Consider the following 23,571-nt stretch of genomic DNA (forward strand, 5'->3'; position numbering starts at 1 on the left):
CGCCCTGCCCGTGTGCTGTCAAAACAGCCAGTACAGTTTTTTGATTTTTTTCTCAAACTGTATTGGCAGTGTGCTGCTGCAAACTATAAAGTCAGGGCCATGAACTGGCAAGAATTTACCGCGCTGCTCGTCCTGGCCACGGCCATGAGTTTCACGCCTGGCCCCAACACCACGCTGTCCACCGCGCTCGCGGCCAACCATGGCCTGCGGCGCGCCATGCCTTTTGTCTGCGCCGTGCCGGTAGGCTGGGGCGTGCTCCTGGGCATCTGCGCGCTGGGGCTCGGGGCACTGGTGCTGGCGGTGCCGCTGCTGGGCTGGTCCATCAAGCTTGTGGGCGTGGCCTACCTGCTGTGGCTGGCATCAAAAATAGCGCGCTCTCGCCAGTTGAGCCCCGCCGATGCGGCACGGCTCAACGTCACCTTCTGGCAGGGCGCGGCGCTGCAGTTGGTCAACATCAAAGCCTGGATGCTGGCGCTGGCGATTGTCAGCGGCTGGGTTGCCGGGCGCGCCGATCCTGGCCAGCGCTTGGTCGTGGTGGTGCCGGTGATGCTCGCCTTTGCCTTTGCCAGCAACCTGACGTACGCGCTGGCCGGCTCGCTGCTGCGTGAATGGCTGGCCGGACCCCAGGGGTCAGGGCGGCGGCTGGTTGTGTTCAACCGTGTCATGGCTGCCGTGCTGGTGGCCACCGCCATCTGGATGCTTTTTTTATGAACCCGCCGCTGGATAACGCGCAGGTCAACAAAGGCTTGTGGCTTGGCTTGCTGGGCATCGTGATTTTTTCGGTCACGCTGCCCATGACCAAACTGGCGGTGGGGTCGATTGATGCGCCGCAGCTTTCGCCCTGGTTCACCACCTTTGGCCGGGCGGCCGTGGCCGGTGTGCTGTCGCTGCTTTATTTGGGTTTTGGCTTTTGGCGCGGCCACCGGCAAAAGCCTCAGGGCCGGCAATGGCGTCTGCTGGGCTTCACCGCAGTCTGCGTGGTGGTGGGGTTTCCGCTGTTTTTATCGCTGGCCCTGCAATATGTTCCCAGCACGCATGGCGCGGTGGTCACCGGCCTGCTGCCGCTGGCCACGGCAGGCATGGCGGCGCTGTGGTTCCGACAGAGGCCGAGTCTGGCCTTCTGGGCCTGCGCCGTGACAGGAACGCTGCTGGTGCTGCTGTTCATGGCCTTGCACTCGGGCGATGGCAGCGGCCACATTGCGATTCAGCTGGCCGATGTGTTCCTGCTGCTGGCCATGCTGAGTGCGGCGCTGGGTTATATCGGCGGCGCGCGGCTGACGCCTTCGCTGGGCGCCGAGCGGGTAATTTGCTGGGTGCTGGTGATCTCGCTGCCGGTCTCGCTTCCGCTGGCCTTCATCCATGCGCCAGCCGCCAGCCAGAGCATCGGCTGGGCCAGCTGGGGCGCGTTTGCCTACCTGGCGGTGTTTTCGATGTGGATCGGGTTTTTTGCCTGGTACCGCGGCCTGGCATTGGGCGGCGTGGTGCGGGTCAGCCAGGTGCAGCTGGTGCAGCCCTTTTTGTCCATGCTGTTTGCCGTGCCTCTGCTGGGCGAACAGCTGGATGCGGCGACGCTGGGCTTTGGCCTGGGCGTGATGGCCACTGTCTTCATTGGCAAGAAAATGCCGGTGAACGGGGCGCCGCCCAAACCGCTGGCCGCCAAAGGCTGATCCGGCCTGCCGCTATCCTTTCCATCTATCTGACAATCGGATCATCAACAGGAGATTGAAATGCAATGGACGCAGGCGCGACGCGCCGAAAAAATGAACCCTTCGGTGATCCGCGAGATCCTGAAGGTCACCGAAAAGCCCGGCATCATCAGCTTTGCCGGCGGCCTTCCCTCGCCCAAGACCTTTCCGGTCAGTGCCTTCAGTGCCGCCTGCGAAAAGGTGTTGCGCGAAGACAGTGATGCGGCGCTGCAGTACGCGGCCAGCGAAGGCTATGCGCTACTCCGCGAAATGGTGGCCGCGATGCTGCCGTGGAACGTCGATCCGGCGCTGGTGCTGATCACCACCGGCTCGCAGCAGGGGCTGGACCTGGTGGCCAAGGTGCTGATCGACGAAGGCAGCCGAGTGCTGGTTGAAACGCCGACCTACCTGGGCGCGCTGCAGGCCTTCACGCCGATGGAGCCCGACATCGTCAGCGTCGCCAGCGACGATGGTGGCGTGGATATTTCCGATCTGACGGCCAAGGCCGAAGGCGCACGCTTTTTCTATGTGCTGCCCAACTTCCAGAACCCGACCGGCCGCACCATGCCAGAAGAGCGCCGGGCAGCGCTCAGCGCCGAGGCCGCGCGCCTGGGCCTGCCGCTGGTCGAGGACAACCCCTACGGCGATTTGTGGTTTGACACCCCACCGCCGCTGCCAATGACGGCGCGCAACCCGGAAGGCTGCATCTACCTGGGGTCGTTCTCCAAGGTGCTGGCGCCAGGGCTGCGGCTGGGCTTCATGGTGGCGCCTGCGTCGATCTTCCCCAAGCTGCTGCAGGCCAAGCAGGCGGCTGACCTGCACAGCCCCGGCTTCAACCAGCGCCTGGTGGCCGAGGTGATGAAAGACGGATTCCTCGACCGCCATGTGCCGACCATACGCGCCCTGTACAAATCGCAGCGCGACGCCATGCTGGCGGCCATGACGCGTGAGATGCCCGAAGGCGTCGAATGGAACACGCCGGCTGGCGGCATGTTCCTGTGGGTGCGCCTGCCCGAAGGCATGAATGCGGTTGACCTGCTGCCCCTGGCGGTCGAGCGCAATGTGGCCTTTGTGCCGGGCCGGGCGTTTTATGCCGGCCAGGCTGACGTTCGCACGCTGCGCCTGTCCTTTGTCACATCGAGCGTCGCGCAGATCGACATCGGCATTGCCGCGCTGGCCGCCGCCATTCGGGACATGCACGCCGGCTCCAGCGCTCAAGCGGCCCTCAGCGCACAGACGCTTGAAGCCCTGCCCCTGGCTTGAAACCCTGAAACGCTGGCCGCGCATGCGGCAGGAAAGCAACCGATGACACCCCGCCTGTTCAAGCAAGTTGACGTTTTTACGGCTGTGCCTTACCTGGGAAACCCTCTGGCGGTCGTGCTCGATGGCAGCGGGCTCGACGACGCGGCCATGCAGCGTTTTGCCCGCTGGACGAACCTGTCGGAAACCACGTTTTTGCTGCCACCCACACAGGCATCTGCCGATTACCAGGTGCGCATCTTCACGCCCGGCGGCGAACTGCCCTTTGCCGGCCATCCGACGCTGGGCAGCTGCCACGCCTGGCTGCAGGCCGGGGGCCAGCCAAAAGCCAAAGACTTCATCGTGCAGGAATGCCAGGTCGGCCTGGTCAGGATTCGCCGCGAGGCGGGCACGCAGCGACTGGCCTTTGCAGCGCCGCCTCTTGAACGCTCGGTTCCCAGTCCCGTGATGCTGGCCAAGGTCGCGGCGGCGCTGGGTGTGCAGTCAGCGCAGATTCTGGCGGCGCAACTGCTGAACAACGGGCCGATGTGTCTTGGGCTGCTGCTGGACAGCCCCGAGACCGTGCTCCAGCTGACGCCCAATTTTCTGACGCTTGAACAGCTGGACATGAAGGTCGGCGTGGCAGCTCTTTACCCGCCCGAAGAAACCCCGCCGCTGATTGCACGCGCCAATCGGGAAGCGCGCGCTTTTGACGCGGCGGTAAAGGAAAACAACAGCACCGCGCCCGATATGGAAGTGCGTTTTTTTGCCCCCTCCATCGGCATCAACGAAGACCCGGTGACCGGCAGCCTCAATGCCAGCCTGGCCCAATGGCTGATGGCCGAAGGTCATGCACCCGGGCGTTATCTGGCGTCGCAAGGGGTGTGTCTGGGCCGCTCCGGACAGGTTTATCTGGAGCGCGATGCGCAGGGCCAGGTCTGGGTCGGCGGCGATTCGGTGACCTGCATCGAAGGCCAGGTGATGCTCGGCACTGCCCTGCGCTGACAACACCCCTGCCAGACCGGCGGCGGCGCTGAATCACCAGAACCAGCGCCAGCATGTCGCTTGCCGCTGAACGCTCCAGGGTGGCGGTCCCAGGGCCTGGCTGTCAGCCTAGAATCCCGGGAATCGGCACGCGCGCAATTCAGCCTTTGCCACAATCACGGGCAAAACCTTTCCACAAGACTTTCCCCCGCCAACGATGGACTCCCAGGATGACCCCCCCGCAAACCTTGACAAGCACCCTTCTGCCCGAAAATACGCCGGGCGCCGAGTTGTCACTGCTTGAGGACGGCGCGCGCTACGCCTTGCTACAACGCCTGACGCCGGTACTTCAGCACCAGATCATGGGCAATTTCCAGTCGATGGACATGCTTGCCGTCATGATGGACCGGCGTCTTCAGTCGGCCAGCCCCGACCTGGGCAACCTGCGCCAGGACTGCACCTTGCTGGGCAGCGTGTCGGAGTCAGCCATCAAGTCCGTCATCAACCTGCTGACCTGGGTTTGTCCGAAACCGGCAGCCACCCAGCGCTTTGATGCCGGCGTGGAGGAATGCGCCGCGCTGCTGCTCAACGATTTCAAGCTCAAGGGCTTCGTGATTGCCAATGAGGTGCCGCCGGTCGCCGCGGAATTCTCCTGCCGGGCGCTTCGCAGCGTCGTCAGCGCAGCGCTTTTCTGCCTGAGCGATCAGGCAACCGCACCGGCCACGCTCACGCTGCGCGCCCAGGCGTTCCCGGACCGCATCGACCTGACGATTGACCTGCTTTGTACTGAACAGGAACAGGCAAAACATGTCTATTCGAATGGCTACCGGCTTTTGAACTGGCGTGACCTTGAACTGCTGGCAGCTGCCGAATCGGTCGGACTCGCGCGCAGCGACAGCGGTGCGTGGCTAAGCTTCAGGTTGCCCGCTGAACACCAAAAATTGCCGGCCGCTCTCGTCGCCTCTGGCTGAACCAGCCATTCTGGTGATCCGTGCGCTTACCCTTGGATGCAAAACTCGACTGAAAGATTTCATTTTTAAATTGATAAATTTGATTGCCCACAGTAGAGTGAATAAATCGAAAGCTTCCACATTTCGTAAATTTCGGATTTAGTCCGACACTTTTGTAATAAAGTGGCTTTTCTACGCCCTGCCGACAGGTGAAATGTGCCTTTTCCGGAAAAAGCAATTCCTGTTTTTCATTCAAAGGAAACCAATGGCTTTACGAGTGTTTCTGGTTGAAGACAGTGCCGCCCAGTGCGCCTACCTGACGCAAATCCTGACGACGGAAGCGAAGGCAGTCATTGTGGGCGTGGCAGCCACGGAAACCCAGGCGGTCAGCTGGCTTGACCGCCATCCTGGCCAGTGGGACATTGCCCTGGTTGATCTTTTCCTGAGCGAAGGAACCGGTGTCGGCGTGATCAGGCATTGCCAGAACCGGCGCCCCGAGCAGAGCATTCTTGTGATGACCAACCATGCGCGCAACGACCATCTGCTGCACCACTGCGAGCGGCTTGGCGTCGATGCCGTGTACCACAAGGCCACCGAACTCGACAGCCTGATTGCGTACTGCAAGTCGATGGCTGCCAGAATGCCGCGGTGTGCAGCCTAGGAGCTTTGGCAGCAGAAGGACGTGCACTGCAAGGCGGCGCCACCGTCCCCCGGGTGACAAGGACGAATCGGTCAGCTGGTCAAAATTCCTGTCATGGGAACACTTTATTTGGTACGCCACGGCCAGGCTTCGTTTGGCGCCGATGACTACGATGTGCTGAGTCCGCTCGGGCACCGGCAGAGCGTGAGGCTGGGCGAGTATTTCAGGACCAAGGGATTGCGCTTCGAGGCCGCGCTGACCGGCACGCTGAACCGCCAGTTGCAGACCTTTTCCGGCATCTGCGAAGGCATGGGACTGGCCTTTGAAAGCAGCCGCGATTGGACTGCCGGTGCGGGCAGCGCAGCAGGCGCGGCACCCGGCATGGAACCATCGCCACTGCCGCATCTGCTCTGGCCCGGGCTCAATGAATACGACAGCGCCGCCGTGATTGGCGCAATTCATCCCTATCCGCTGGCCAGACCCGATACGCCCGAGCTGTACCGGCATCACTTTCGCCTGCTCAAGGACGGCCTGGCGCAATGGATGGCCGGCGTGGTCAGCCCCCAAGGCATGCCCAGCTACAACGAGTTTGTCGCCGGCATCACCAAGGCGCTGGAATACACCCGCACTCACCACCAGGGCAATGTACTGCTGGTGTCCAGCGGCGGGCCGATTGCGACGGCGGTGGGCCATGTGCTGGGCACCAGCCCGGAAACGACGATTGAGCTGAATTTGGGCATCCGCAATTGCTCGGTGACAGAGTTTGCCTTCAGCCCCAAGCGCCACCGGCTGGTGACCTTCAACACGCTGCCCCACCTGGACGCACCCGAACATGCAGGCTGGGTGACCTTCGCCTGAATGACCGGGAAACGAGGCTCGCGCGACACCAGAAGCCTGCAAAACGAGAACGCTATCAATTAAATAGCAACTCGCGCATGTCCAGTGTGCGTAAATGACTTATTTCATTCAAAAAACCGGTCTATTCGTTGCAGGAATGCGCTGCAGGTTTACTTTGCGGCCTGGCCACTGACGCGCCAGACCACATTGCCGACATCATCGGCCACCAGCAGCGCGCCGCGTTTGTCCATCGCCACGCCGACCGGCCGGCCGTAAGCCTTGCCGTCGGGGCTCAAAAATCCGGTCAGCACATCGACCGGCAGGCCTGACGGCCGGCCGCTGGCGAAGGGCACGAACACCACCTTGTAGCCGCTCAATGGCTTGCGGTTCCACGAACCATGCTCGCCGACAAACACGCCGCTGGCCAGCGAAGCCGGCAAGGCAGCGCCTTCGGAAAAAGCCATGCCGAGCGGCGCGACATGCGAGCCCAGCGCATAGTCGGGGGCAATCGCCTTGGCCACCATGTCGGGCCGGGGCGGCTTGACGCGCACATCGACGTTCTGGCCGTAGTAGCTGTAGGGCCAGCCGTAAAACGCGCCGTCCTTCACCGAAGTGAGGTAGTCCGGCACCAGGTCGCTGCCAATTTCATCGCGTTCGTTCACCACCGTCCAGAGCGCGCCGGTCCCGGGCGCCCAGCCCATGCCGTTCGGATTGCGCAGGCCGGATGCAAACACCCGGTGTGTGCCGGTTTTCGGCTCCACCTCCCAGATGGCGGCGCGGCCTTCTTCGGCTTCCATGCCGTTTTCTGCCACGTTGCTGTTCGAGCCGACGGTGACATACAGCTTGCTGCCATCCAGGCTGGCGATGACGTTTTTCGTCCAGTGGTGGTTGATGGGGCCGCCTGGCAGATCGACCACTTTCACCGGTGTTTCGCTGATGCTGGTCTGGCCGGTCTGGTACGCGACCTTCACCACGGCATCGGCATTGGCGATGTACAGGTCGCTGCCCACCAGCGCCATGCCATAGGGCGAGTTCAGGTTCTGCATGAAAACCGTGCGGGTTTCGGCCTTGCCGTCACCGTCCACGTCGCGCAGCAGCGTGATGCGGTTGGCCGACGGCACGCCGGCACCAGCCTTGGCCATCACCTTTTTCATGACCCAGCCCTTGATGCCCTTACCGTCTTCGGGCTTGGGCGGCGCATTGGTTTCGGCGACCAGCACATCGCCGTTGGGCAAGACATAGACCCAGCGCGGGTGGTCCAGCCCGGTGGCCAGCGCCGTCACGCCAAGGCCGGCCATGGCCGTTGGCATGGCGCCGTCCGGCCAGCCGGTGGCCGGTGCGATGTTGACGGTCGGAATCAGGCTGCTTTTGGGTTGCGGCAGGGTCGGCGTGGCGCCCATGCCGGCCGTGGGGACCAGCGAAGCGGTGTCTCCGCAAGCAGTCAGGCTGCCCAGCAAGGCAAGGCCTGCAGCGGCGGCGAAGCAAGGCCTGAATGCAAAAGCGCGCAAGGGCGTTGATGACATGAAAAATCTCCTGAAAACCGTTATTCGGGTGCTGCATGGATGCAGCGCAGCTCTTTGTCAACTTTGACCGCAGCCTGCGACAGCTGTCGTCAGCAGCACACGCAGGGTTTTGTCAGTCATTTACCTGTCAGCATTTCAAAGGCATCAGCCTGGCAGCAAAGGCAGGTCGGCTTTTTTCAGCGTGCGCAGCACGAAGCTCGACTTGCTGTGGCGTATGCCCTTGATCTTGTAGAGCCGCTCGCGCAGCAGGCGTTCGTAGTCCTTGGTGTCTTTCACCGCGATGCGCAGCAGGTAGTCGTATTCCCCGGACACCAGCCAGGCTTCGATCACTTCGGGAATGGCCGCCAGGGTTTCGCCGAACTTTTCCAGCGTGTTGTCGGAATGGCTGTCGAGCGTGACCTGCACCAGCACCGTGTCGCCCAGGCCCAGCGCCTGCGCATTGAGCCTGACGGTGTAGCCCTCGATGACGCCGGCCTCCTCCATTTTCTTGATGCGGCCCCAGCACGGCGAGGGACTCAGCCCCACCGCCTGGCCGATGTCCTGCAGGCTGGTACGCGAGTCGGCTTGCAAGACTTGAAGAATTTTTCGGTCCAATGTATCCATGAAGGTAATTTAGCTGGATTTTTTGATTCCCCAGAATATTTATCTGTATTTTCAAAATACAGCAGCAAATCAGGCAAATCCTTCGGTGGCGTGTGGTGGATACTTGTTTCACACCGCAGCCAGCTTACCGGCCAGGCCTGCGGTACAAACCCCCAGGCGAATTACCCGTTGCCTGGGGGTTTGCCTTTTGCGGCGGCCGTTGTCAGTTCGCCGTCGTGTCGCGCAGCGTGTCGGCCGGCAACTGGTCAATCTCAAGCAGCAATTGCGCCAGGCTGCGGCCCATGGCGCCCAGCAGCGCATGGCCTTTTTCCGCCGTGGCCGCCAGCGCGTTGCCAACTGCGCCGTGCGGGTTGTAGTCCTGCATCTGCCAGCCCAGCTTGGCGCTGCGGCCGTCGCCCAGAATACTGAAACGCTCGGAGCGGTCCTGCGACGTCGAATGAAAATCCTGCGCCTTCGCCATATCGACCTGCCCGGGCTGGAGCGCCAGCATCATCGAGGTTTCGATCTCGCCGGCATGGATGCCAAAGCGGTGCTCGTGCGCACTGAACTGGTCGGCTACCGACGCGCCCTGTTCATCCTTGAGCGGCAGGTTAAAGGAATTCACGCTGTAGACCAGCATGCCCAGCCGCGTGCGCAGGTCGCGCGCCACCACATCCAGCAGGCCGACATTGCCACCGTGCGCATTGAGCAGCACCAGCTTTTTTACACCCGTGGCGGCCACCGACTCGGCCAGCTCGGTCCAGAGCCGGATCACGGTTTCGGCTTTCAGCGTCAGCGTGCCGGCAAAGCGCGTGTGTTCGGGGCTGAAACCGATGGATTGCGTCGGTAAAAACAGCACCGGCAGACTGGCAGGCAAATGCGGCAGCGCGGCAGTCACCACGCCATCGACCAGCGTCGCATCGACGTTGAGCGGCAGGTGCGGCCCGTGCTGCTCGATGGCCGCCACCGGCAGCACGGCAATGCAGCGGTTCAGATTGAGGCGGGCGAAGTCGGTGGTTTTCAGGTCGGCCCAGAAGCGGGGCAAGGCAAGAGGTGCGGGCGGGGAAGAAGTCATGTGCATATTTTGAACCTGTTGAATGCGCGGCAAGACCAGCGCCGAAACTCAATATTGCTATATTTTTAATAGCTAAAAACCTTTAACGGGAAAGCGGAAAAGGCAGTTTTCGGATGAAATTGATGGCCTCATGCCGCAGCGGCGGCTTTTTGAATGGCTTCGCGGTGTTGGCCGAGGTGACGCACCTGGCGTTCAGCGTGCCGGTTCTGCTGCGCTGCGGCCTGCGGGCCGGCATTCGCACCGGGCAGGTCGGCCAGGCATTGCGGCCGGCCGCGCGCGCCGCTAGCCCGGTAGTCCGCCAGCAGCGCGGCAAGCACGGTGTCATCGGCCAGCCCGCGAACCGACGTCAGGTGCGCATGCAACAGATCCACCAGTTTTTCATAGGCAAATTCATGCGTCTTGCCGGTGGTGCGCCACAGCCAGTCGCTGAATGCCAGAAAGTGCCTGAACGCCGACCCCGGCCCCAGCAGCAGCTTGAGCCCCAGCGCGAACCGGCCCGAATTGGCGACCATTTCCCAGTAGCGCGCAAACCGCTGGATGCGCTGCATCGTCGCAAAGTCAATCGTCGAGGTTTGCAAAATCGTGTACGGCGTCTGCGGGTCGTAGGCCATCGCAAAATCCGCCGTGTGCCGCGTGATCGGCGTGCCGCGCAGGCGCTTGAGGATGCCGAACTGGATTTCGTGCGGCGCGAGTTCATGCAGCCGGTCAAAGCCGTCGGCAAAGCTCTGCAGCGTTTCGCCCGGCAGGCCGAAAATCAGGTCGGCATGCACATGCGCCCGGCTTTCGCCCACCAGCCAGCGCAGGTTGTCGGCAGTCTTGGCGTTGTCCTGCTTGCGCGAAATGCGCTGCTGCACCTCGGGGTTGAAGCTCTGAATACCGACCTCGAACTGCAGCGATCCGGCCGGGAACTGCACGATCAGCGCTTTCAGCCGGTCAGGCAGGCTGTCGGGCACAACCTCGAAATGCACGAACAGGTCGGGCGCCATCCGGTCCAGGAAAAACTGCAAAATCCGCACCGAAAAATCAACCTTCAAATTGAAGGTGCGGTCCACGAACTTGAAGTTGCGTGCGCCGCGCTGAAACAGCGTGTCCATCTCGGCCATGAAGCGGTCCAGCTCAAACGCCCAGGCGGTCTTGTCGAGCGAACTCAGGCAGAACTCACACTTGAACGGACAACCGCGCGAGGCTTCGACATACAGCAGGCGCCTGGCCAGGTCTTCTGGCGTGTACTCGTTGTAGGGCAAGGCCAATTCTTCCAGCGCTGGCTGCTCGCCAATGATGACTTTCATCAACGGCTTTGGGCCGTCCAGCAAGGCGCGGCACAGCTTGGGAAAGCTGACATCGCCCCAGCCGGTTACCACATGGTCGGCCAGCCGGCAGATTTCCTGGCTTTCGGTTTCATGACTGACTTCCGGCCCGCCGAGCACGATCTTGATGTCGGGCCGCAAGGTTTTCAACAGGCGCACGACCTGCGTCGTTTCAACCACGTTCCAGATATAAATACCCAGACCAATCACCTGCGGATTGAGCGTCAGCAGGTCTTCAACGATTTGCGTCGGCCGCTGCTGAATCACGAATTCGCGCAGTTGCGTACGGGCGCGCAGGCCCGCGCCGCCATGAAGGTCCAGGTTGGCCAGCAGGCAACGCAGTCCCAGCGAGGCGTGAATGTACTTGGCGTTCAGGGTGGCGATGACGATGGCGGGCGAGTTGGTGGCTTGAGGGGAAGGCATGGCGGCATTATCAAGTTCTGCAGTAAGAACGGCTTTGCCGGAATGTTTCATCCGCACCCAAACAGGTGACCTACTTGCTTGTGAGGGCGGCTTGACGTGTGTCAAGGGCGGCGCTGCAACAGAAGCTTGTCTGACAGTGTCCCAGTCACTTGGACCACGAAAATGCCATGTCACAGGGTTTATAAGGATATTGCAGGGAGTGCCTTGCTCGCCCACGCGTTAACTTCCCCAGGAGCGCATATGAACTCATCCCCTTATCAGCCAATGGACGCAAAGCCTGTTGATGCAGACCTTGTCGAGCAGGCAACACCCGGACACGGCGTGCCGTCCCAGGACCCGAACCTGGCAGCGCAGGTTGCCCTCAGCCCTGAAGAATCGGAGCGCGAATCAAAGTCCACCCTGGTGGGTGGTGGTCTGGTGGCAGGCACAGCCACGGGTGCTGCTGTCGGGGCAGTGGTGGCAGGGCCGGTCGGTGTATTGGTTGGCGGCATGGTGGGCGCTGTTGCCGGCGCGATAGGCGGTGCTGGGGCTGGCTCGTTGGCAAGCTCGGAAGACACGGCCATTGCTGAAAACAAGCCGCAATAAGATATTGAAGACGCACGGTTGGGAACGCTGCCGCAGTGATGCAGGTGGCAAGCAACCCTCCCCCGGCAAAGCCGGAGGCTGATGTGCTGGACTTATTTCAAATATCCCTGTGCCGGACCCGCCCAAATTAACGATGCAAAGAAATGACGTAACCCTTCCCGAACTGATAGCGCTCAGCGACTACACCGCGCCGGCCATGCCAACAGAACACGTCCTCCGAGCGACCTGGGCCCGGTTGAAGCGCCGAATGTACGGCCCCGAAGACCCGCTTCTGCAGCATTCGGGCCTGGGCCGGGCATCGGTGTCGGTGATCAATGACCTGGTCGACCCTCCGGATTGCGGTCCGCTGCTGCAGGCGCTCGATGAACAGTTCGGCGAGTGGTCGCGTGACGATGGTGCGCATCCCAGGCTGCGCACCATCGTCATCCCGCCGTGCGACACCACCGGAACGCTTTCGATCTGGGCGCAAACGCGTGGCCACGAATTGGTGAGCGAACCGCACCGCGCCAGCCTGATCAATTGGGTTACCCATGGCAAGCTACCTGACCTGACCGGCGACGGGCTGCTGGTGATCCCGCGGCTGGAGCACTGGTTCCTGCGCCAGCGCAACGGAATGCACGCGGTGCGGTCGCTGCTGTCGCAGTTGGCCTGCACACATCGCCGCTGTCTGGTTGGTTGCGACAGCTGGGCCTGGCGCTTCGTTGTCAAGGGCGCGGGCGCAGACCTCGCCCTGCCGCGTCCGCAAACATTCGAGCCCTTCGACGCACGGCGACTGCGCGACTGGTTCATCCTGCTGGCACAGGGCAGCGACGGTGTCACCACGACGTTCAGGCTGACAGACAACGGCGACGACGTGCTCGCCTGCGACGACGACGGCGAGCCGTGCAACGCCCACTTTCGCCAGCTCGCTGCACGCAGCGGCGGCATCCCGTGGGTCGCGTGGCACTTGTGGCGCGCCAGCCTGATGGTCAACTTCGGCGAAGAGCCGCTGTCGGACCGCGCCGCAGGGGCGACCGCCGGCGACGCGCGCACGGTCTGGGTCGTCAGCATCGATGATGTCGAGCTGCCGCTGTCGAACGAGGACAGGGCACTGCAGGTGCTGCAGGCCCTGCTGATCCATGGCGAGCTGACGCCGGATGAAATCGACGCAGTGCTGCCGACAACGGGTGAGCCCGACATGCTGGCCGCACTGGTCACCTCCGGCCATCTGCTGCGCGAATACGACAGCGACCGCCATCGCGTCAAGCCGACGGCCTATCCGGCTGTCCGCAAGGCGTTGAAGGCTGCGGGATTTCCAATCGGAGCCATGTGAGATGGCATCAGCGGAACAAGGTCAGCAAAAGGCCGCCAAGTTAATCAATGACCTGCAGGACATCAGTTTCACGAAGATCGGGCTGATCCTGCTGGGGACCTGGCTCATCATTCTGGTGGCACGCAAGCTGCTCCCTTTCCTGGCCGAGCGCGGCCCGAGCCAACTGCGGCTCTACCTGCTCGGTGCGGTACCGATCATCCGGCTGGTGCTGCTGGTGATTGCGATCATGTGGGTGATTCCGATCGTCTTCAACATCACGCTGCAGAACTTTCTCGTCATCGCCGGCGCCCTGGGTGTGGCGATCGGCTTCGCCTTCAAAGACTACGTCAGCAGCCTGATCGCCGGTGTCGTCGCGATCGTCGAACGGCCCTACCGTCCGGGCGACTGGGTCCGCATTGGCGACGACTACGGGGAGGTGCGATCAGTCGGAATGCGCGCAATCGAGATCTGCACGCCGGCTGACGACATCGTCCATGTGCCGCACGAGAAGATCTGGCAAAACAACATCGCCAACTCGAACGACGGCTCGCGCACGCTGATGTGCGTCGCCTCGTTCTACCTGCGGCCCGACCATGACGCGGGCCGCGTGCGCGTGGCGCTGCGCGATGTCGCGCTGAGCAGCGCCTACCTCGAATATGACAAGCCAGTCGTCGTAATGCTGTCCGAGTCACCGCTGGGCACGCACTACAAACTCAAGGCCTACCCTTTCGACATGCGCGACCAGTTTCACTTCATCAGCGATATGACCATCCGCGGCAAACTGGCAATCGCCGACTCTGGCGCCACCGAAGTGCAGGCAATGCCTGGTGTCGTCGCGCCCTGAGCGTTGACCCATTGGCACCGGCCGCAGGCTCTCGACTGCCTTGGTCAACATGACCCTGCCGCCTTCTGGCCACCCCAGCATTTGATCTGCGGGATTGGCTCTGATGACGCCCATGGCACCGCTTTTTCCAGTGACGAATTGCAACTGCTGTGAACATGCTTGAAGCAGAGGTAACTTTTGGCAAAAGCCTGCTCAACCGTGGCGATATCCAGCGGCACTGGTTGCTTGTTGAAGTGTTAAACCTGATCATCCAGTTCGAGAAACCTGTCAACATCCGGCAGTGGCATGGCGGCAAATGGTCGCAATTCCGAGGCGAGCCGACTGTCAGTCCAAGTTCTTTCAGGCGTGTTGTCACCAAAGGAGAGTGAATAACCAAGTTGCAACCGTTGCAGGTAAATGACTTTGTGATGATCCCCGAATGGAAGGACAAGATTTTGCGGATGCAGTCAGTTTTAAACATCGCAACACCATGGCAAACAGGGAATCGAGGCCTGATCCGAACCTGGCTGGGTTGTTTTTTTGTTAGTACCAACCTGTTGGCCAAGGACCGGCGCATTGCTCGGCGATTTGGTGTTTGTGCCCGTACCGGTGATGTTGACATGCCAGTTTTCGGCGGTCAGCAAGACTGACGACTTTCGAATGGGACCTGGCGTGCCCGTTTTTCCATGCAGCATGGGCAATGGCGAAGTCGCGAATAGGGAATCGACCATGGCCAACAACAAGTCTGTCAAAGACTAGAACAAGAAGGACGCAGCATGGTCGACGAAAGCGAAGGTCACCCTCCACGGTCTGATGCGTCATCGGATGCCAAGGAGCCAGCCGATGACACCCTCAAGAAGGTGGCACAGCGGGAATTGATCGAGAAGTCGCCAACACAGACAGAAAAAGCGCTGACCGAGGAAGAACGTGAAGTCGTCGCCGACAACGGCAAGTTGTCAGCGCTCACAGTCTATTCCATCATTTTGCGCGAAGGCGAAGAAGAATTGCGCCGTCCCAAAACGTCGCTTTGGTGGTCAGGTGTGGCGGCGGGGATCGGAATTTCGACATCTGTTCTGGCCGAAGGCATCATCCGTAACGCAGTGGCGGCAGAATCCCCCTATCTTTCGGTCATCGAAAGCTTTGGCTACACATTGGGTTTTGTGCTGGTGATCATGTGCAGGCTCCAACTGTTCACTGAAAACACGATCACTGTCGTGCTTCCAATTCTGGCCAGTCCAAACCGGAATCGGTTATACAGCACTGCGCGTTTGTGGGCGATCGTGTTTGCGGCAAACATCTTTGGCACGTTTTTCACGGCGGCACTTGCTGTTCATGGCGGTATCCTGCCAGACGAAATCCTTTCCTCGATTCTCGAAATATCGCGTGACGTCGCGGAACTGTCGCCTGCTACTGCGCTGTCGCGGGGCATTCCGGCGGGTTTCTTCATTGCGGCATTGGTGTGGATGCTGCCTTCGGCAAAAGGCTCCGAAGTTATCGTCATCATGCTGTTTACCTGGCTTATTGCGGCGGGTGGTTTTACCCATGTCGTCGCCGGATCAAACGAAATTTTCAATCTGGTGCTGACAGGCGAGATGAATATCCTCACGGCGTTTGCTAGTCATATATTCCCGATTCTGATCGGCAACATATTGGGTGGAACAGGTTTGTTTGCGATGCTCGCCTATGGTCAGATACACAAGGAAATCTGACTCACACACCCGCTTCTGGATTCATGCCGACCTCTCAGGCCGTCAGCAATGCCTGTTTTGCCATCATTGACATTCAAAATCCGTCGATTCGCGGTCTTTTCAAACAAGTCGGTGTTTGACGGCACAGCCTCCTCGCCGGCGTTTGCCTCGTTGAGGGTGCGCCGGGTTCCTGTCCACGCCCCATGCTCGTCGTCTGCTTCGAGCGTCGGAGGATCAACCGCGGCGCCAGCGTTCAGCTGCAGCATGGCAGAGACGGGACAATGGGAGCCGAGGTCGTCCGGCCTTGGCGGGCGATGACACTGCTGTCCGCCGAACAGAAGACCGGCTCGAGTGACCCGTGCAGGAACGGACAGCGCGCGTGAAAGGGGAGGCGTTCGGGAGCGGGTATTGTGAAAAAGTGCCAAATCGGTCATCGGGCAGCTGATGCGTCTTTGGTATCACAGTACGATGCAAATTTTCTGCCCGTTCCAAAGGAGAAACCATGCCGGACATGAGCCTGACGGGCAAACGGGTGCTCATCACCAATGCAGATGTATTCATGGGTCCGGTGCTGTGCAGGGTATTTGCCGAACACGGCGCAAAGGTCATGGGGAATACCGATTCCCTGCTGAGCCCGGATTCGCCTGCAGCCATGGTTGCCGCTGCAGGTCGAATAGATGTGCTGGTCGTCAACCTGGCCGTACCCGCCCCCACAACGGCCGTGACTGATGTGCTCGATGAAGAGTGGCTCGACACATTTGCAGCACTCGTGAATCCGCTCCCTCGCTTGTTCAGGGCCGTGTTGCCCGCAATGATCAAACGGCGCGCCGGCAAGATTCTTGTCATGGGCAGCGCCTCAGCACTGCGCGGCATGAAGCGCACTTCCACCTACAGTGCGGCTCGAGGCGCGCAGCTGGCCTATGTTCAGGCGGTGGGGGTGGAAGTGGCGGGCCACAATATTCAGGTCAATGCCATTGCGCAGAACTTCGTCGACAACCCCACCTACTTTCCCCCGGATGTGCAGGCCAACCCTCGATTCCAGGAGAGGCTGAAGCGGGAGGTACCGCTCGGCCGACTGGTTGGCGCAAGGGAAGACGCTGAATTTGCGGCCTACCTCTGCAGTGAACACGCCAATTGTTTCGTCGGGCAAGTCTTTCCGGTGTGCGGCGGCTGGGTGCCACGCTGAGGGATATGCCCGTAACCCTTGGCGACATCAAGCACGCAAATGACCCATGGCGTGGTGCGGAACAGGCGGGTATCGTCCGGGCCCGGCCTGTCCATCTGCTGAAACCAGCCCCTATCATCGGCAAACCATGCCAAACCGCCCATTGAATTACTTGCCCCGTACAGCCTTCCCACACCGGCAATCCGCCGCATGAGCCGGGGCCAGATCCGCAACGCCACCGGCGACGCCTTCTTTGCCTGGGACGGGGATGTGTTGATCGTCAACATCCTGGGCAAGCCCAGCGCCGGCAAGGACGCCATCGGCAAGCCCAAGGGCACGCAGCTCAAGGTCAGCGTGACCGCTACGCCCAAGGGCGGCAAGGCAACCGACCACATGGTGCGTTTCCTGGCGCCACTGTTCGGCGTGGCGGTGGCCGACATCGAGGTGGTGTTCGGCCAGGAAAACGTCAACAAGCAGTTGCGCATCCGGGCGCCGAAAAAGCTGCCGGCGGTGTTTGCCCAGCCCCCGGTATAGCCGGGCTCGCCATGACCCACCGGCACGGCTGACGCACAATCGAGCCTGCCGGGCACCCCCGGAACTAACGCCTACGCCGCCTGTCAGACCCTCACCATGAATTTGAACCGTTTCCTCTCAGCTATTTTTTTGATAGCTGCCTGCGCCCTGCCAGCAAGCGCAAATACCCAAAACAGCTTGATAAAGTCGTCGCTGGCCGGTCCGGTGGTCACCACCGAACAGGTGCGCGCGGAACTGCTGGCCTGGGCACCCGAGGGCGTTGAAGCCGGCAAGCCGGTCTGGCTGGGCCTGCAGCTGACGCACCAGCCCGAGTGGCACACCTACTGGAAAAATTCCGGCGACTCGGGCCTGCCGACGATGCTCGAATGGCAACTGCCGGCGGGCATCACGGCGGGCGAGATCGCCTGGCCGACGCCGAAAAAAATCCCCATCGGCACGCTGGCGAACTACGGCTACGAGCGCACCGTGCTGCTGCCGGTGCCGCTGACCATCGCGACCGGTTTCAATGCGCCGCAGCTCGACGTGAAGCTCAAGGCCAGCTGGCTGGTCTGCCGCAAGGAATGCATTCCGCAGGAGGGCGAATTCAGCCTGAGCCTGCCCGCCAGGGGCTCGACGGCGGCGAGCGGTCCGGCTTTCCAGGCGGCTTTCGACGCCGCGCCCCAACCGCTGCCCACGGGCAACAGCCAGCTCGAAGTCAGCGGCAAGGTACTGAAGGTGTCGCTGGCCGGCCTGCCCGCCGCACTGCAGGGCAAAACGCTGGCGCTGTTTCCGGAAACGGGCAGTGTGATCGAGCCGGCCGGCGCCTGGCAACAGGCCTGGCAGGGCGCGCTCTGGACGGCGCAGCTGCCGCTCTCGGGCCAGCGCACCGAAAGCCCGCTGAACATGCCGCTGGTCGTGGCCTACAACGACGTGGCTTACCGCATCGAGGCACCGGTGACCGGCGAATGGCCTGCGGTGGCGGCCCCGGTGGGGTTGTCGCCGGCCCTGCAGGCGGCGCTCAGGGCCAATGCAGCCGCGCCGGTTGCGGCGCCTGGCGCATCGGCCAAGGCTTCGCCGGGACTGCTGGTGGCCCTTTTGGGCGCGCTGCTAGGCGGGCTGATCCTGAACCTGATGCCCTGCGTGTTCCCGGTGCTGGCCATCAAGGTGGTCGGCTTTGTGAATGAAAAAAACCAGTCCCGGCGCCTGAGCGGAGGCTTGGCCTACACCGCCGGCGTGGTGCTGTCCTTTCTGGCGCTGGGTGCGCTGCTGCTGGGCCTGCGGGCGGCAGGCGAGCAATTGGGCTGGGGCTTTCAGCTGCAAAGCCCGGCAGTGGTCGCGGGTCTGGCGGCGCTGTTCACCCTGCTGGGGCTGAACCTGGCGGGTGTGTTTGACTTTGGCAGCATCCTGCCCAGCCGCGTCGTCAACCTGCAGGCCAAAAACCCCAGCCTGAATGCCTTTTTGTCGGGCGTGATGGCGACGGCGATTGCCTCGCCGTGTACCGCGCCGTTCATGGGCGCGTCGCTGGGTTATGCCGTCGGCCTGCCGGCAGTGCAGGCGCTGGCGGTGTTTGGCGCGATTGGCATTGGCATGGCGCTGCCGTATCTGGCGGCCAGCGCGGTGCCGGCCGTGGCTCGCGTGCTGCCCCACCCCGGCGCGTGGATGGTGACGTTCAAGCAGCTGATGGCCTTTCCGATGTTTGCCACCGTGGCCTGGCTGGTCTGGGTGCTGGGCCAGCAAAGCGGCATCGACGGCGCGGGCGCGCTGCTGGCGCTGCTGGTGCTGATGGCGCTGGCGGTCTGGTCGTTCAGCCTGAGGGGCGCGGCGCGGCGCGCAATCGCTACTTTTTCAATAGCGCTCTGCGCCTTGGGGATATGGGCCATCGGGCCGAACATCGTCAAGCCCGTCGGCACGCCTTTGGCCGCCGCCTCGGCCCGCTGGCAGGACTGGCAGCCGGGCCGCGTCGAGCAGCTGACAGCGCAGGGCCAGAGCGTGTTTGTCGATTTCACCGCCGCCTGGTGCGTGACCTGCCAGTACAACAAGAAGACCACGCTGGCCAACGCCGACGTGCTGGCCGACATGGACGCCAGGAACGTCGCCCTGCTGCGCGCCGACTGGACGCGCCGCGATCCGGCCGTGACCGCCGCGCTGGCCGAACTCGGCCGCAGCGGCGTGCCGGTTTATGTGTTTTACAAGCCCGGCCGCGCGCCGGTGGTATTGTCCGAAATCCTGTCCGTGAGCGATGTCCGGGCCGAACTGGCCAGGCTGTGATGAATCCATGCCTGACAAGACCCCCGCCCCGCAAGCCCGCACTCCACAGTAATAACCAGGAGCCCAACCATGAATTCACGTGCCCCCGAACGCATTACCCGCATCCTGAAGGACTGCCGCACCATTGCCGTTGTCGGCCTGTCGCCCAAGCCGCACCGGGCCAGCTTTGACGTGTCGCGCTACATGCAGGCCGCCGGCTACCGCATCATTCCGGTCAACCCGAACGCCACCGAGGTACTGGGCGAAAAGGCCTATGCCACGCTGCAGGAAGCAGCCCGGCACGAAAAAATCGACCTGGTGAACTGCTTCCGCAACAGCGAAGACATTCCGCCGATTGTCGATGAGGCCATCGCCATTGGTGCCAAAGCGGTGTGGATGCAGCTCGGCGTGGCCAATGCCCAGGCCGCCGCCGCAGCCGAAGCCGCCGGCCTGCTGGTGGTGCAGGACCACTGCATCAAGATAGACCACCGGGTGCTGCTGTCCAGCGGCCAGCTCGACCCCCAGGCACAGCCTGAGAGGTCGTCGCCCTGAACCCGGCTGACCAGGCGCGCACAGGCGTACCGCGCCGCGTTGCCTGTTTACGGGCCTTGCTGCCGGCCGCGCTGATGCTGGCACTGGCGGGCTGCGCCGGCCCGGCGTCCATCGAGCGCGGCGAGACGCTGGTGGCGCCCATGCGCCCGACGGAACTGGCCCAGTCGGACGTGAACCGCATGGCCACACTGGCCATGCGCGACAACCTGGACAGCCTGCTGCGCATTGCCGACAAGCTGTACCGGCGCAATCCGGCCGAATGGCGCAAAACCGGCGCGTCCAGCCGCGAGGCCACCATGGAGCAGCTTCGCCTCGCGCTGGAAAGGCCGGTGCCGTGGCCCGAACTGCAGGGCAGGCGCGACATTGCCGCGCTGTCGCTGGCGCTGCAGCCTGATTTCAGCGGCGACCGGGTGGCCGCCTTTGTCGTGGCCAGCGCCGACATGCTGGTGACGGCGCATGGCGGCCAAACGCGCCTGTACCTGGTGGACAGCCTGGACCACCAGCATGTCTACAACGCAGCGCGCAACGTCGAGATTGCGGTCTGGCTGCTCTCCAACCGGCGCAATGCCGCAGGCCAGCCGCTGCTGCTGGCCGACGACATCTCGGGCCACCAGCGCAACCTGAGCTTCGAGCGGGAATTCGGCAAGATCATCGGCCGGCTCGACCTGCTGGCCGAGGTGGCGACCGAGAAGTACCGCCGCGCCGTGATCAGCTATGTGCAGAACTTTGTCGGCGGAACGTTTTTGCAGTTCCTGCCGGTGCGCTGAGCCTGCCCTGCTGCGGTGCGGCCTGCGGCTGGCTGACAATAAGGACTTTGCCGCCCGTTTTTTCTGATTGATTCGAGACACCCATGCCCCAGAACCACCTGCCCAAGGTCAAGAGCCAGTACGAAGCCATGCCCTACCCGCCCTGCAATCCGCAGGACGAGCACCAGCGCCTGACGATGACGTGGCTGGAAGACCTGCCGATGATCAACCACTATTGCTTTGCCGGAAAACAGTCCTTCAGCCAGGGTTTCAGGGCCCTGGTGGCTGGCGGCGGCACCGGTGACGCGACGATCTTCCTGGCCGAGCAGCTGCGCGGCACCAATGCCGAGATCGTTCACCTCGACATGAGCCACGCCAGCATCGTGCTGGCGCAGGAGCGGGCGAAAATTCGCGGCCTGAGCAACATCACCTGGGTGCATTACTCGCTGCTGAGCCTGCCGGCGCTGGGCCTGGGCAAGTTCGACTACATCAACTGCAGCGGCGTGCTGCACCACCTGGCCGATCCCGACCTGGGTTTGCGGGTGCTGCTGAGCGCCCTGAAGCCGGACGGCGCCATCGGCCTGATGGTGTACGGCACCACCGGGCGCACCGGCGTCTACCAGATGCAGGCGCTGATGCGCATGGTCAACCAGAGCGGCTCCGGCCAGGAGCTGGACGACCCGCGCAAGATCGCCAACACCCGCGACCTCCTCGGCAGCCTGCCGGCCAGCAACTGGTTCAAGGCCAGCGAATCGCTGTTCAACGACCACAAGATCGGCGACGCCGGCATCTACGACCTGATGCTGCATTCACAGGACCGCGCCTACAGCGTGGGCGAGCTGTTCGACTGGCTGGGCGTGCAGCACGGCAGGCACCTGAGCTTCAGCGATGTGCAGCGCGGCCGCTCGCCCTACCTGCCACACATGGTGCTGGGCAGCAAGCCGCCCGCCATGGCCGCCGAACTGCGCCGCCTGCCCCTGCGCCAGCAGTACGAGATGGCCGAGCTGATGATCGGCAACCTCATCACCCATTCGCTTTACCTGACGCAGGACGCGGCCTGCACCGCGCCCTACGGCGATACGGCCTATATTCCGTTTTTCTACCATGAGCCCCTGACCGGCGAGATTGCGGCGCAGGTCTTTGGCAGCAACAAGGGCCAGCCCTTCAGGCTCACGCACCAGCATTCGGGCGTCTCGGTCATCGTCAACCCCGGAAAGTACGGCGCGAAAATTTTGCGAATGATCGACGGAAAGAAAAGTTTCGGCGAAATCTTTGACCAGTTTCGCGCTGGCTGGCAGGGCCAGGCGGCCGCGCCCGACAATGCCGCGCTGTTCGCCGACTTTGCCGAGTCCTATGACACGCTCAACGCGCTGGAGCGCCTGCTGCTCAGGCATCCCGACGCAACTGCAAGCGTTTAAGCCTTCTTGCGCAATGACTGCGGGCGCTTTCAGCTATCAATAAAAGAGCAATGAACGCCAGGCGACCCGACCCATCCATTTCCCACACCTGAGACAATCCCCCGATGTTTGCACCCCTTCAAAACGACACCTTCCTGCGCGCCTGCCTGCGTCAGGCGACCCCTTACACCCCGGTCTGGCTGATGCGCCAGGCTGGCCGCTACCTGCCCGAATACAAGGCCACGCGCGCCCAGGCCGGCAGTTTCATGGGGCTGGCGACCAACACCGACTACGCCACCGAAGTCACGCTGCAGCCGCTGGAACGCTTTCCGCTGGACGCAGCCATTTTGTTCAGCGACATCCTGACCGTGCCCGACGCCATGGGCCTGGGGCTGTCGTTCCAGCTTGGCGAAGGCCCGAAGTTTGCCACGCCGGTGCGCGACGAAGCCGCCGTCAACAAGCTCGAAGTGCCCGACATGAACAAGCTGCGCTATGTGTTCGACGCCGTCACATCGATTCGCAAGGCGCTCAATGGCCGGGTACCGCTGATCGGCTTTTCGGGCAGCCCCTGGACGCTGGCCTGCTACATGGTCGAGGGCGCCGGCTCGGACGACTACCGGCGGGTCAAGACCATGCTGTACCAGCGCCCCGACCTGATGCACAAGATGCTGGCGATCAACGCCGACGCGGTGGCGCTGTACCTGAACGCCCAGATCGAGGCCGGCGCGCAGGCGGTGATGATTTTCGACAGCTGGGGCGGCGTACTGGCCGATGCAGCCTTTCACACCTTCAGCCTGGCCTACACCGCGCGCGTGCTGAGTCAGCTCAAGCGCGAGCACAACGGCGTCATCATCCCGCGTTTGGTGTTCACCAAGGGCGGCGGCCAGTGGCTCGAAGCCATGAAACAGCTCGACTGCGAAGTGCTGGGCCTGGACTGGACCGTGAACCTGGCCAGGGCGCGGGCGCTGGTCGGCGAAAATGGCCCGAACGCCAAGGCGCTGCAGGGCAACCTCGACCCGAACGCGCTGTTTGCCAACCCGGCACAGATCGAGGCCGAAGTGGCCGCCGTGCTGGGCAGCTTCGGTGCGCCGCACACCGATTTAACGCAAACCGGACCCACCCAGATTTTCAATTTGGGCCACGGCATCAGCCAGTTCACGCCGCCGCAAAACGTTGACGTGCTGGTTCGCGCGGTGCATGCGCAATCGCGCAGGCTGCGCGCCAGCCAGGCCTGAAAACCTTCGGGCCGCTTGCGGACAGGCTTAAAAAGGACAGGCCCCACGCCCTTTACCATAAAAAAATAGCATCCTTCCAGGGAC

25 protein-coding genes are annotated in these 23,571 nt (G+C 62.5%); 20 read left to right on the forward strand and 5 right to left on the reverse strand.

Annotation, left to right across the window (positions count from 1 at the left end; all coding sequences use genetic code 11):
* Positions 1-99 precede the first annotated feature (99 nt).
* The 7 genes from GZ092_RS14500 to GZ092_RS14530 all read left to right on the forward strand — a co-directional run bounded on the left by GZ092_RS14500 (position 100) and on the right by GZ092_RS14530 (position 6,356).
* Positions 100-711, forward strand: coding sequence for a LysE family translocator (locus tag GZ092_RS14500; RefSeq protein WP_293637413.1), 612 nt, complete (start codon positions 100-102; stop codon positions 709-711).
* A complete protein-coding gene (locus tag GZ092_RS14505; RefSeq protein ID WP_293637414.1) occupies positions 708-1,667 on the forward strand; it encodes a DMT family transporter in 960 nt (319 codons plus the stop codon). The genes GZ092_RS14500 and GZ092_RS14505 overlap by 4 nt, the downstream gene beginning before the upstream one ends.
* Before the next feature lie 60 nt (positions 1,668-1,727).
* Positions 1,728-2,948 carry a PLP-dependent aminotransferase family protein gene (locus tag GZ092_RS14510; protein ID WP_293637415.1) on the forward strand — a complete coding sequence of 407 codons (1,221 nt, stop codon included), beginning with the start codon at positions 1,728-1,730 and terminating at the stop codon, positions 2,946-2,948.
* A gap of 42 nt (positions 2,949-2,990) precedes the next feature.
* The gene (locus GZ092_RS14515) at positions 2,991-3,929 is read left to right on the forward strand and encodes a PhzF family phenazine biosynthesis protein (protein WP_293637416.1); all 939 of its coding nucleotides are present in this window, start codon (positions 2,991-2,993) and stop codon (positions 3,927-3,929) included.
* A gap of 227 nt (positions 3,930-4,156) precedes the next feature.
* A complete protein-coding gene (locus GZ092_RS14520; protein WP_293637417.1) occupies positions 4,157-4,879 on the forward strand; it encodes a hypothetical protein in 723 nt (240 codons plus the stop codon).
* Between the two features lie 244 nt (positions 4,880-5,123).
* Positions 5,124-5,519 (forward strand): response regulator, encoded by a 396-nt coding sequence (locus tag GZ092_RS14525; RefSeq protein ID WP_293637418.1) that lies wholly within the window; start codon positions 5,124-5,126, stop codon positions 5,517-5,519.
* A gap of 93 nt (positions 5,520-5,612) precedes the next feature.
* Complete coding sequence (locus GZ092_RS14530) at positions 5,613-6,356, forward strand: histidine phosphatase family protein (RefSeq protein WP_293637419.1); 744 nt, start codon at positions 5,613-5,615, stop codon at positions 6,354-6,356.
* Between the two features lie 149 nt (positions 6,357-6,505).
* On the opposite strand, the gene GZ092_RS14535 is transcribed toward GZ092_RS14530, so the two are convergent.
* The 4 genes from GZ092_RS14535 to GZ092_RS14550 all read right to left on the reverse strand — a co-directional run bounded on the left by GZ092_RS14535 (position 6,506) and on the right by GZ092_RS14550 (position 11,245).
* A complete protein-coding gene (locus tag GZ092_RS14535) occupies positions 6,506-7,858 on the reverse strand; it encodes a sorbosone dehydrogenase family protein (RefSeq protein ID WP_293637420.1) in 1,353 nt (450 codons plus the stop codon).
* A gap of 144 nt (positions 7,859-8,002) precedes the next feature.
* On the reverse strand, positions 8,003-8,461 hold the full coding sequence (locus GZ092_RS14540; RefSeq protein ID WP_293637422.1) for an Lrp/AsnC family transcriptional regulator: 459 nt from the start codon (positions 8,459-8,461) through the stop codon (positions 8,003-8,005).
* 202 nt (positions 8,462-8,663) lie between these two features.
* Positions 8,664-9,515, reverse strand: coding sequence for a creatininase family protein (locus tag GZ092_RS14545; RefSeq protein WP_293637423.1), 852 nt, complete (start codon positions 9,513-9,515; stop codon positions 8,664-8,666).
* 128 nt (positions 9,516-9,643) lie between these two features.
* Positions 9,644-11,245: a B12-binding domain-containing radical SAM protein gene (locus tag GZ092_RS14550; protein WP_293637424.1), complete on the reverse strand. Its 1,602-nt coding sequence runs from the start codon at positions 11,243-11,245 to the stop codon at positions 9,644-9,646.
* Positions 11,246-11,485: 240 nt separating this feature from the next.
* Here GZ092_RS14550 and GZ092_RS14555 point away from each other — a divergent pair, with 240 nt between their 5' ends.
* From GZ092_RS14555 to GZ092_RS14580, 6 genes are all read left to right on the forward strand, one after another.
* Complete coding sequence (locus GZ092_RS14555) at positions 11,486-11,830, forward strand: hypothetical protein (RefSeq protein WP_293637425.1); 345 nt, start codon at positions 11,486-11,488, stop codon at positions 11,828-11,830.
* A 247-nt stretch (positions 11,831-12,077) separates the two neighbouring features.
* On the forward strand, positions 12,078-13,142 hold the full coding sequence (locus GZ092_RS14560) for a hypothetical protein (protein WP_293637427.1): 1,065 nt from the start codon (positions 12,078-12,080) through the stop codon (positions 13,140-13,142).
* A 1-nt stretch (position 13,143) separates the two neighbouring features.
* Positions 13,144-13,965 carry a mechanosensitive ion channel domain-containing protein gene (locus GZ092_RS14565; RefSeq protein ID WP_293637428.1) on the forward strand — a complete coding sequence of 274 codons (822 nt, stop codon included), beginning with the start codon at positions 13,144-13,146 and terminating at the stop codon, positions 13,963-13,965.
* 149 nt (positions 13,966-14,114) lie between these two features.
* Positions 14,115-14,333 (forward strand): hypothetical protein, encoded by a 219-nt coding sequence (locus GZ092_RS14570; RefSeq protein WP_293637429.1) that lies wholly within the window; start codon positions 14,115-14,117, stop codon positions 14,331-14,333.
* Positions 14,334-14,342: 9 nt separating this feature from the next.
* Positions 14,343-14,594: a hypothetical protein gene (locus tag GZ092_RS14575; protein WP_293637431.1), complete on the forward strand. Its 252-nt coding sequence runs from the start codon at positions 14,343-14,345 to the stop codon at positions 14,592-14,594.
* 126 nt (positions 14,595-14,720) lie between these two features.
* Positions 14,721-15,653, forward strand: coding sequence for a formate/nitrite transporter family protein (locus tag GZ092_RS14580; protein WP_293637433.1), 933 nt, complete (start codon positions 14,721-14,723; stop codon positions 15,651-15,653).
* Here GZ092_RS14580 and GZ092_RS14585 read toward each other — a convergent pair.
* Positions 15,632-15,898 carry a hypothetical protein gene (locus tag GZ092_RS14585; RefSeq protein WP_293637435.1) on the reverse strand — a complete coding sequence of 89 codons (267 nt, stop codon included), beginning with the start codon at positions 15,896-15,898 and terminating at the stop codon, positions 15,632-15,634. The genes GZ092_RS14580 and GZ092_RS14585 overlap by 22 nt on opposite strands.
* A 236-nt stretch (positions 15,899-16,134) precedes the next feature.
* On the opposite strand from GZ092_RS14585, the gene GZ092_RS14590 reads away from it, so the two are divergent.
* From GZ092_RS14590 to hemE, 7 genes are all read left to right on the forward strand, one after another.
* Positions 16,135-16,818 (forward strand): SDR family oxidoreductase, encoded by a 684-nt coding sequence (locus tag GZ092_RS14590; protein WP_293637437.1) that lies wholly within the window; start codon positions 16,135-16,137, stop codon positions 16,816-16,818.
* Positions 16,819-17,007: 189 nt separating this feature from the next.
* Positions 17,008-17,331, forward strand: a complete 324-nt coding sequence (locus tag GZ092_RS14595) for a DUF167 family protein (protein WP_293637439.1) — start codon at positions 17,008-17,010, stop codon at positions 17,329-17,331.
* Positions 17,332-17,427: 96 nt separating this feature from the next.
* The gene (locus GZ092_RS14600; protein WP_293637440.1) at positions 17,428-19,578 is read left to right on the forward strand and encodes a thioredoxin family protein; all 2,151 of its coding nucleotides are present in this window, start codon (positions 17,428-17,430) and stop codon (positions 19,576-19,578) included.
* Between the two features lie 69 nt (positions 19,579-19,647).
* Entirely contained in the window at positions 19,648-20,109 is a 462-nt protein-coding gene (locus GZ092_RS14605) for a CoA-binding protein (protein WP_293637441.1), read from the forward strand.
* A 74-nt stretch (positions 20,110-20,183) separates the two neighbouring features.
* Entirely contained in the window at positions 20,184-20,876 is a 693-nt protein-coding gene (locus tag GZ092_RS14610) for a hypothetical protein (RefSeq protein WP_293637458.1), read from the forward strand.
* An 83-nt stretch (positions 20,877-20,959) separates the two neighbouring features.
* Complete coding sequence (locus tag GZ092_RS14615; protein WP_293637443.1) at positions 20,960-22,273, forward strand: class I SAM-dependent methyltransferase; 1,314 nt, start codon at positions 20,960-20,962, stop codon at positions 22,271-22,273.
* A gap of 104 nt (positions 22,274-22,377) precedes the next feature.
* Positions 22,378-23,487, forward strand: a complete 1,110-nt coding sequence (gene hemE, locus GZ092_RS14620) for a uroporphyrinogen decarboxylase (RefSeq protein ID WP_293637445.1) — start codon at positions 22,378-22,380, stop codon at positions 23,485-23,487.
* Positions 23,488-23,571: the final 84 nt, after the last annotated feature.

The sequence above is a fragment of the Polaromonas sp. genome (assembly GCF_010365105.1).
Lineage (GTDB): Bacteria > Pseudomonadota > Gammaproteobacteria > Burkholderiales > Burkholderiaceae_C > Polaromonas.

Excerpts from the sequence above, each read along its gene's own strand:
- GZ092_RS14615 (WP_293637443.1), top strand. The coding sequence starts at position 20,960 with ATGCCCCAGAACCACCTGCCCAAGGTCAAGAGCCAGTACGAAGCCATG.
- GZ092_RS14500 (WP_293637413.1), top strand. The coding sequence starts at position 100 with ATGAACTGGCAAGAATTTACCGCGCTGCTCGTCCTGGCCACGGCCATG.
- GZ092_RS14505 (WP_293637414.1), top strand. The coding sequence starts at position 708 with ATGAACCCGCCGCTGGATAACGCGCAGGTCAACAAAGGCTTGTGGCTT.
- GZ092_RS14545 (WP_293637423.1), bottom strand. The coding sequence starts at position 9,515 with ATGACTTCTTCCCCGCCCGCACCTCTTGCCTTGCCCCGCTTCTGGGCC.
- hemE (WP_293637445.1), top strand. The coding sequence starts at position 22,378 with ATGTTTGCACCCCTTCAAAACGACACCTTCCTGCGCGCCTGCCTGCGT.
- GZ092_RS14610 (WP_293637458.1), top strand. The coding sequence starts at position 20,184 with ATGCTGGCACTGGCGGGCTGCGCCGGCCCGGCGTCCATCGAGCGCGGC.
- GZ092_RS14515 (WP_293637416.1), top strand. The coding sequence starts at position 2,991 with ATGACACCCCGCCTGTTCAAGCAAGTTGACGTTTTTACGGCTGTGCCT.
- GZ092_RS14555 (WP_293637425.1), top strand. The coding sequence starts at position 11,486 with ATGAACTCATCCCCTTATCAGCCAATGGACGCAAAGCCTGTTGATGCA.
- GZ092_RS14585 (WP_293637435.1), bottom strand. The coding sequence starts at position 15,898 with ATGCTGCAGCTGAACGCTGGCGCCGCGGTTGATCCTCCGACGCTCGAA.
- GZ092_RS14605 (WP_293637441.1), top strand. The coding sequence starts at position 19,648 with ATGAATTCACGTGCCCCCGAACGCATTACCCGCATCCTGAAGGACTGC.
- GZ092_RS14550 (WP_293637424.1), bottom strand. The coding sequence starts at position 11,245 with ATGCCTTCCCCTCAAGCCACCAACTCGCCCGCCATCGTCATCGCCACC.
- GZ092_RS14600 (WP_293637440.1), top strand. The coding sequence starts at position 17,428 with ATGAATTTGAACCGTTTCCTCTCAGCTATTTTTTTGATAGCTGCCTGC.
- GZ092_RS14560 (WP_293637427.1), top strand. The coding sequence starts at position 12,078 with ATGTACGGCCCCGAAGACCCGCTTCTGCAGCATTCGGGCCTGGGCCGG.
- GZ092_RS14530 (WP_293637419.1), top strand. The coding sequence starts at position 5,613 with ATGGGAACACTTTATTTGGTACGCCACGGCCAGGCTTCGTTTGGCGCC.
- GZ092_RS14580 (WP_293637433.1), top strand. The coding sequence starts at position 14,721 with ATGGTCGACGAAAGCGAAGGTCACCCTCCACGGTCTGATGCGTCATCG.
- GZ092_RS14595 (WP_293637439.1), top strand. The coding sequence starts at position 17,008 with ATGAGCCGGGGCCAGATCCGCAACGCCACCGGCGACGCCTTCTTTGCC.
- GZ092_RS14525 (WP_293637418.1), top strand. The coding sequence starts at position 5,124 with ATGGCTTTACGAGTGTTTCTGGTTGAAGACAGTGCCGCCCAGTGCGCC.
- GZ092_RS14510 (WP_293637415.1), top strand. The coding sequence starts at position 1,728 with ATGCAATGGACGCAGGCGCGACGCGCCGAAAAAATGAACCCTTCGGTG.
- GZ092_RS14590 (WP_293637437.1), top strand. The coding sequence starts at position 16,135 with ATGCCGGACATGAGCCTGACGGGCAAACGGGTGCTCATCACCAATGCA.
- GZ092_RS14540 (WP_293637422.1), bottom strand. The coding sequence starts at position 8,461 with ATGGATACATTGGACCGAAAAATTCTTCAAGTCTTGCAAGCCGACTCG.
- GZ092_RS14565 (WP_293637428.1), top strand. The coding sequence starts at position 13,144 with ATGGCATCAGCGGAACAAGGTCAGCAAAAGGCCGCCAAGTTAATCAAT.
- GZ092_RS14535 (WP_293637420.1), bottom strand. The coding sequence starts at position 7,858 with ATGTCATCAACGCCCTTGCGCGCTTTTGCATTCAGGCCTTGCTTCGCC.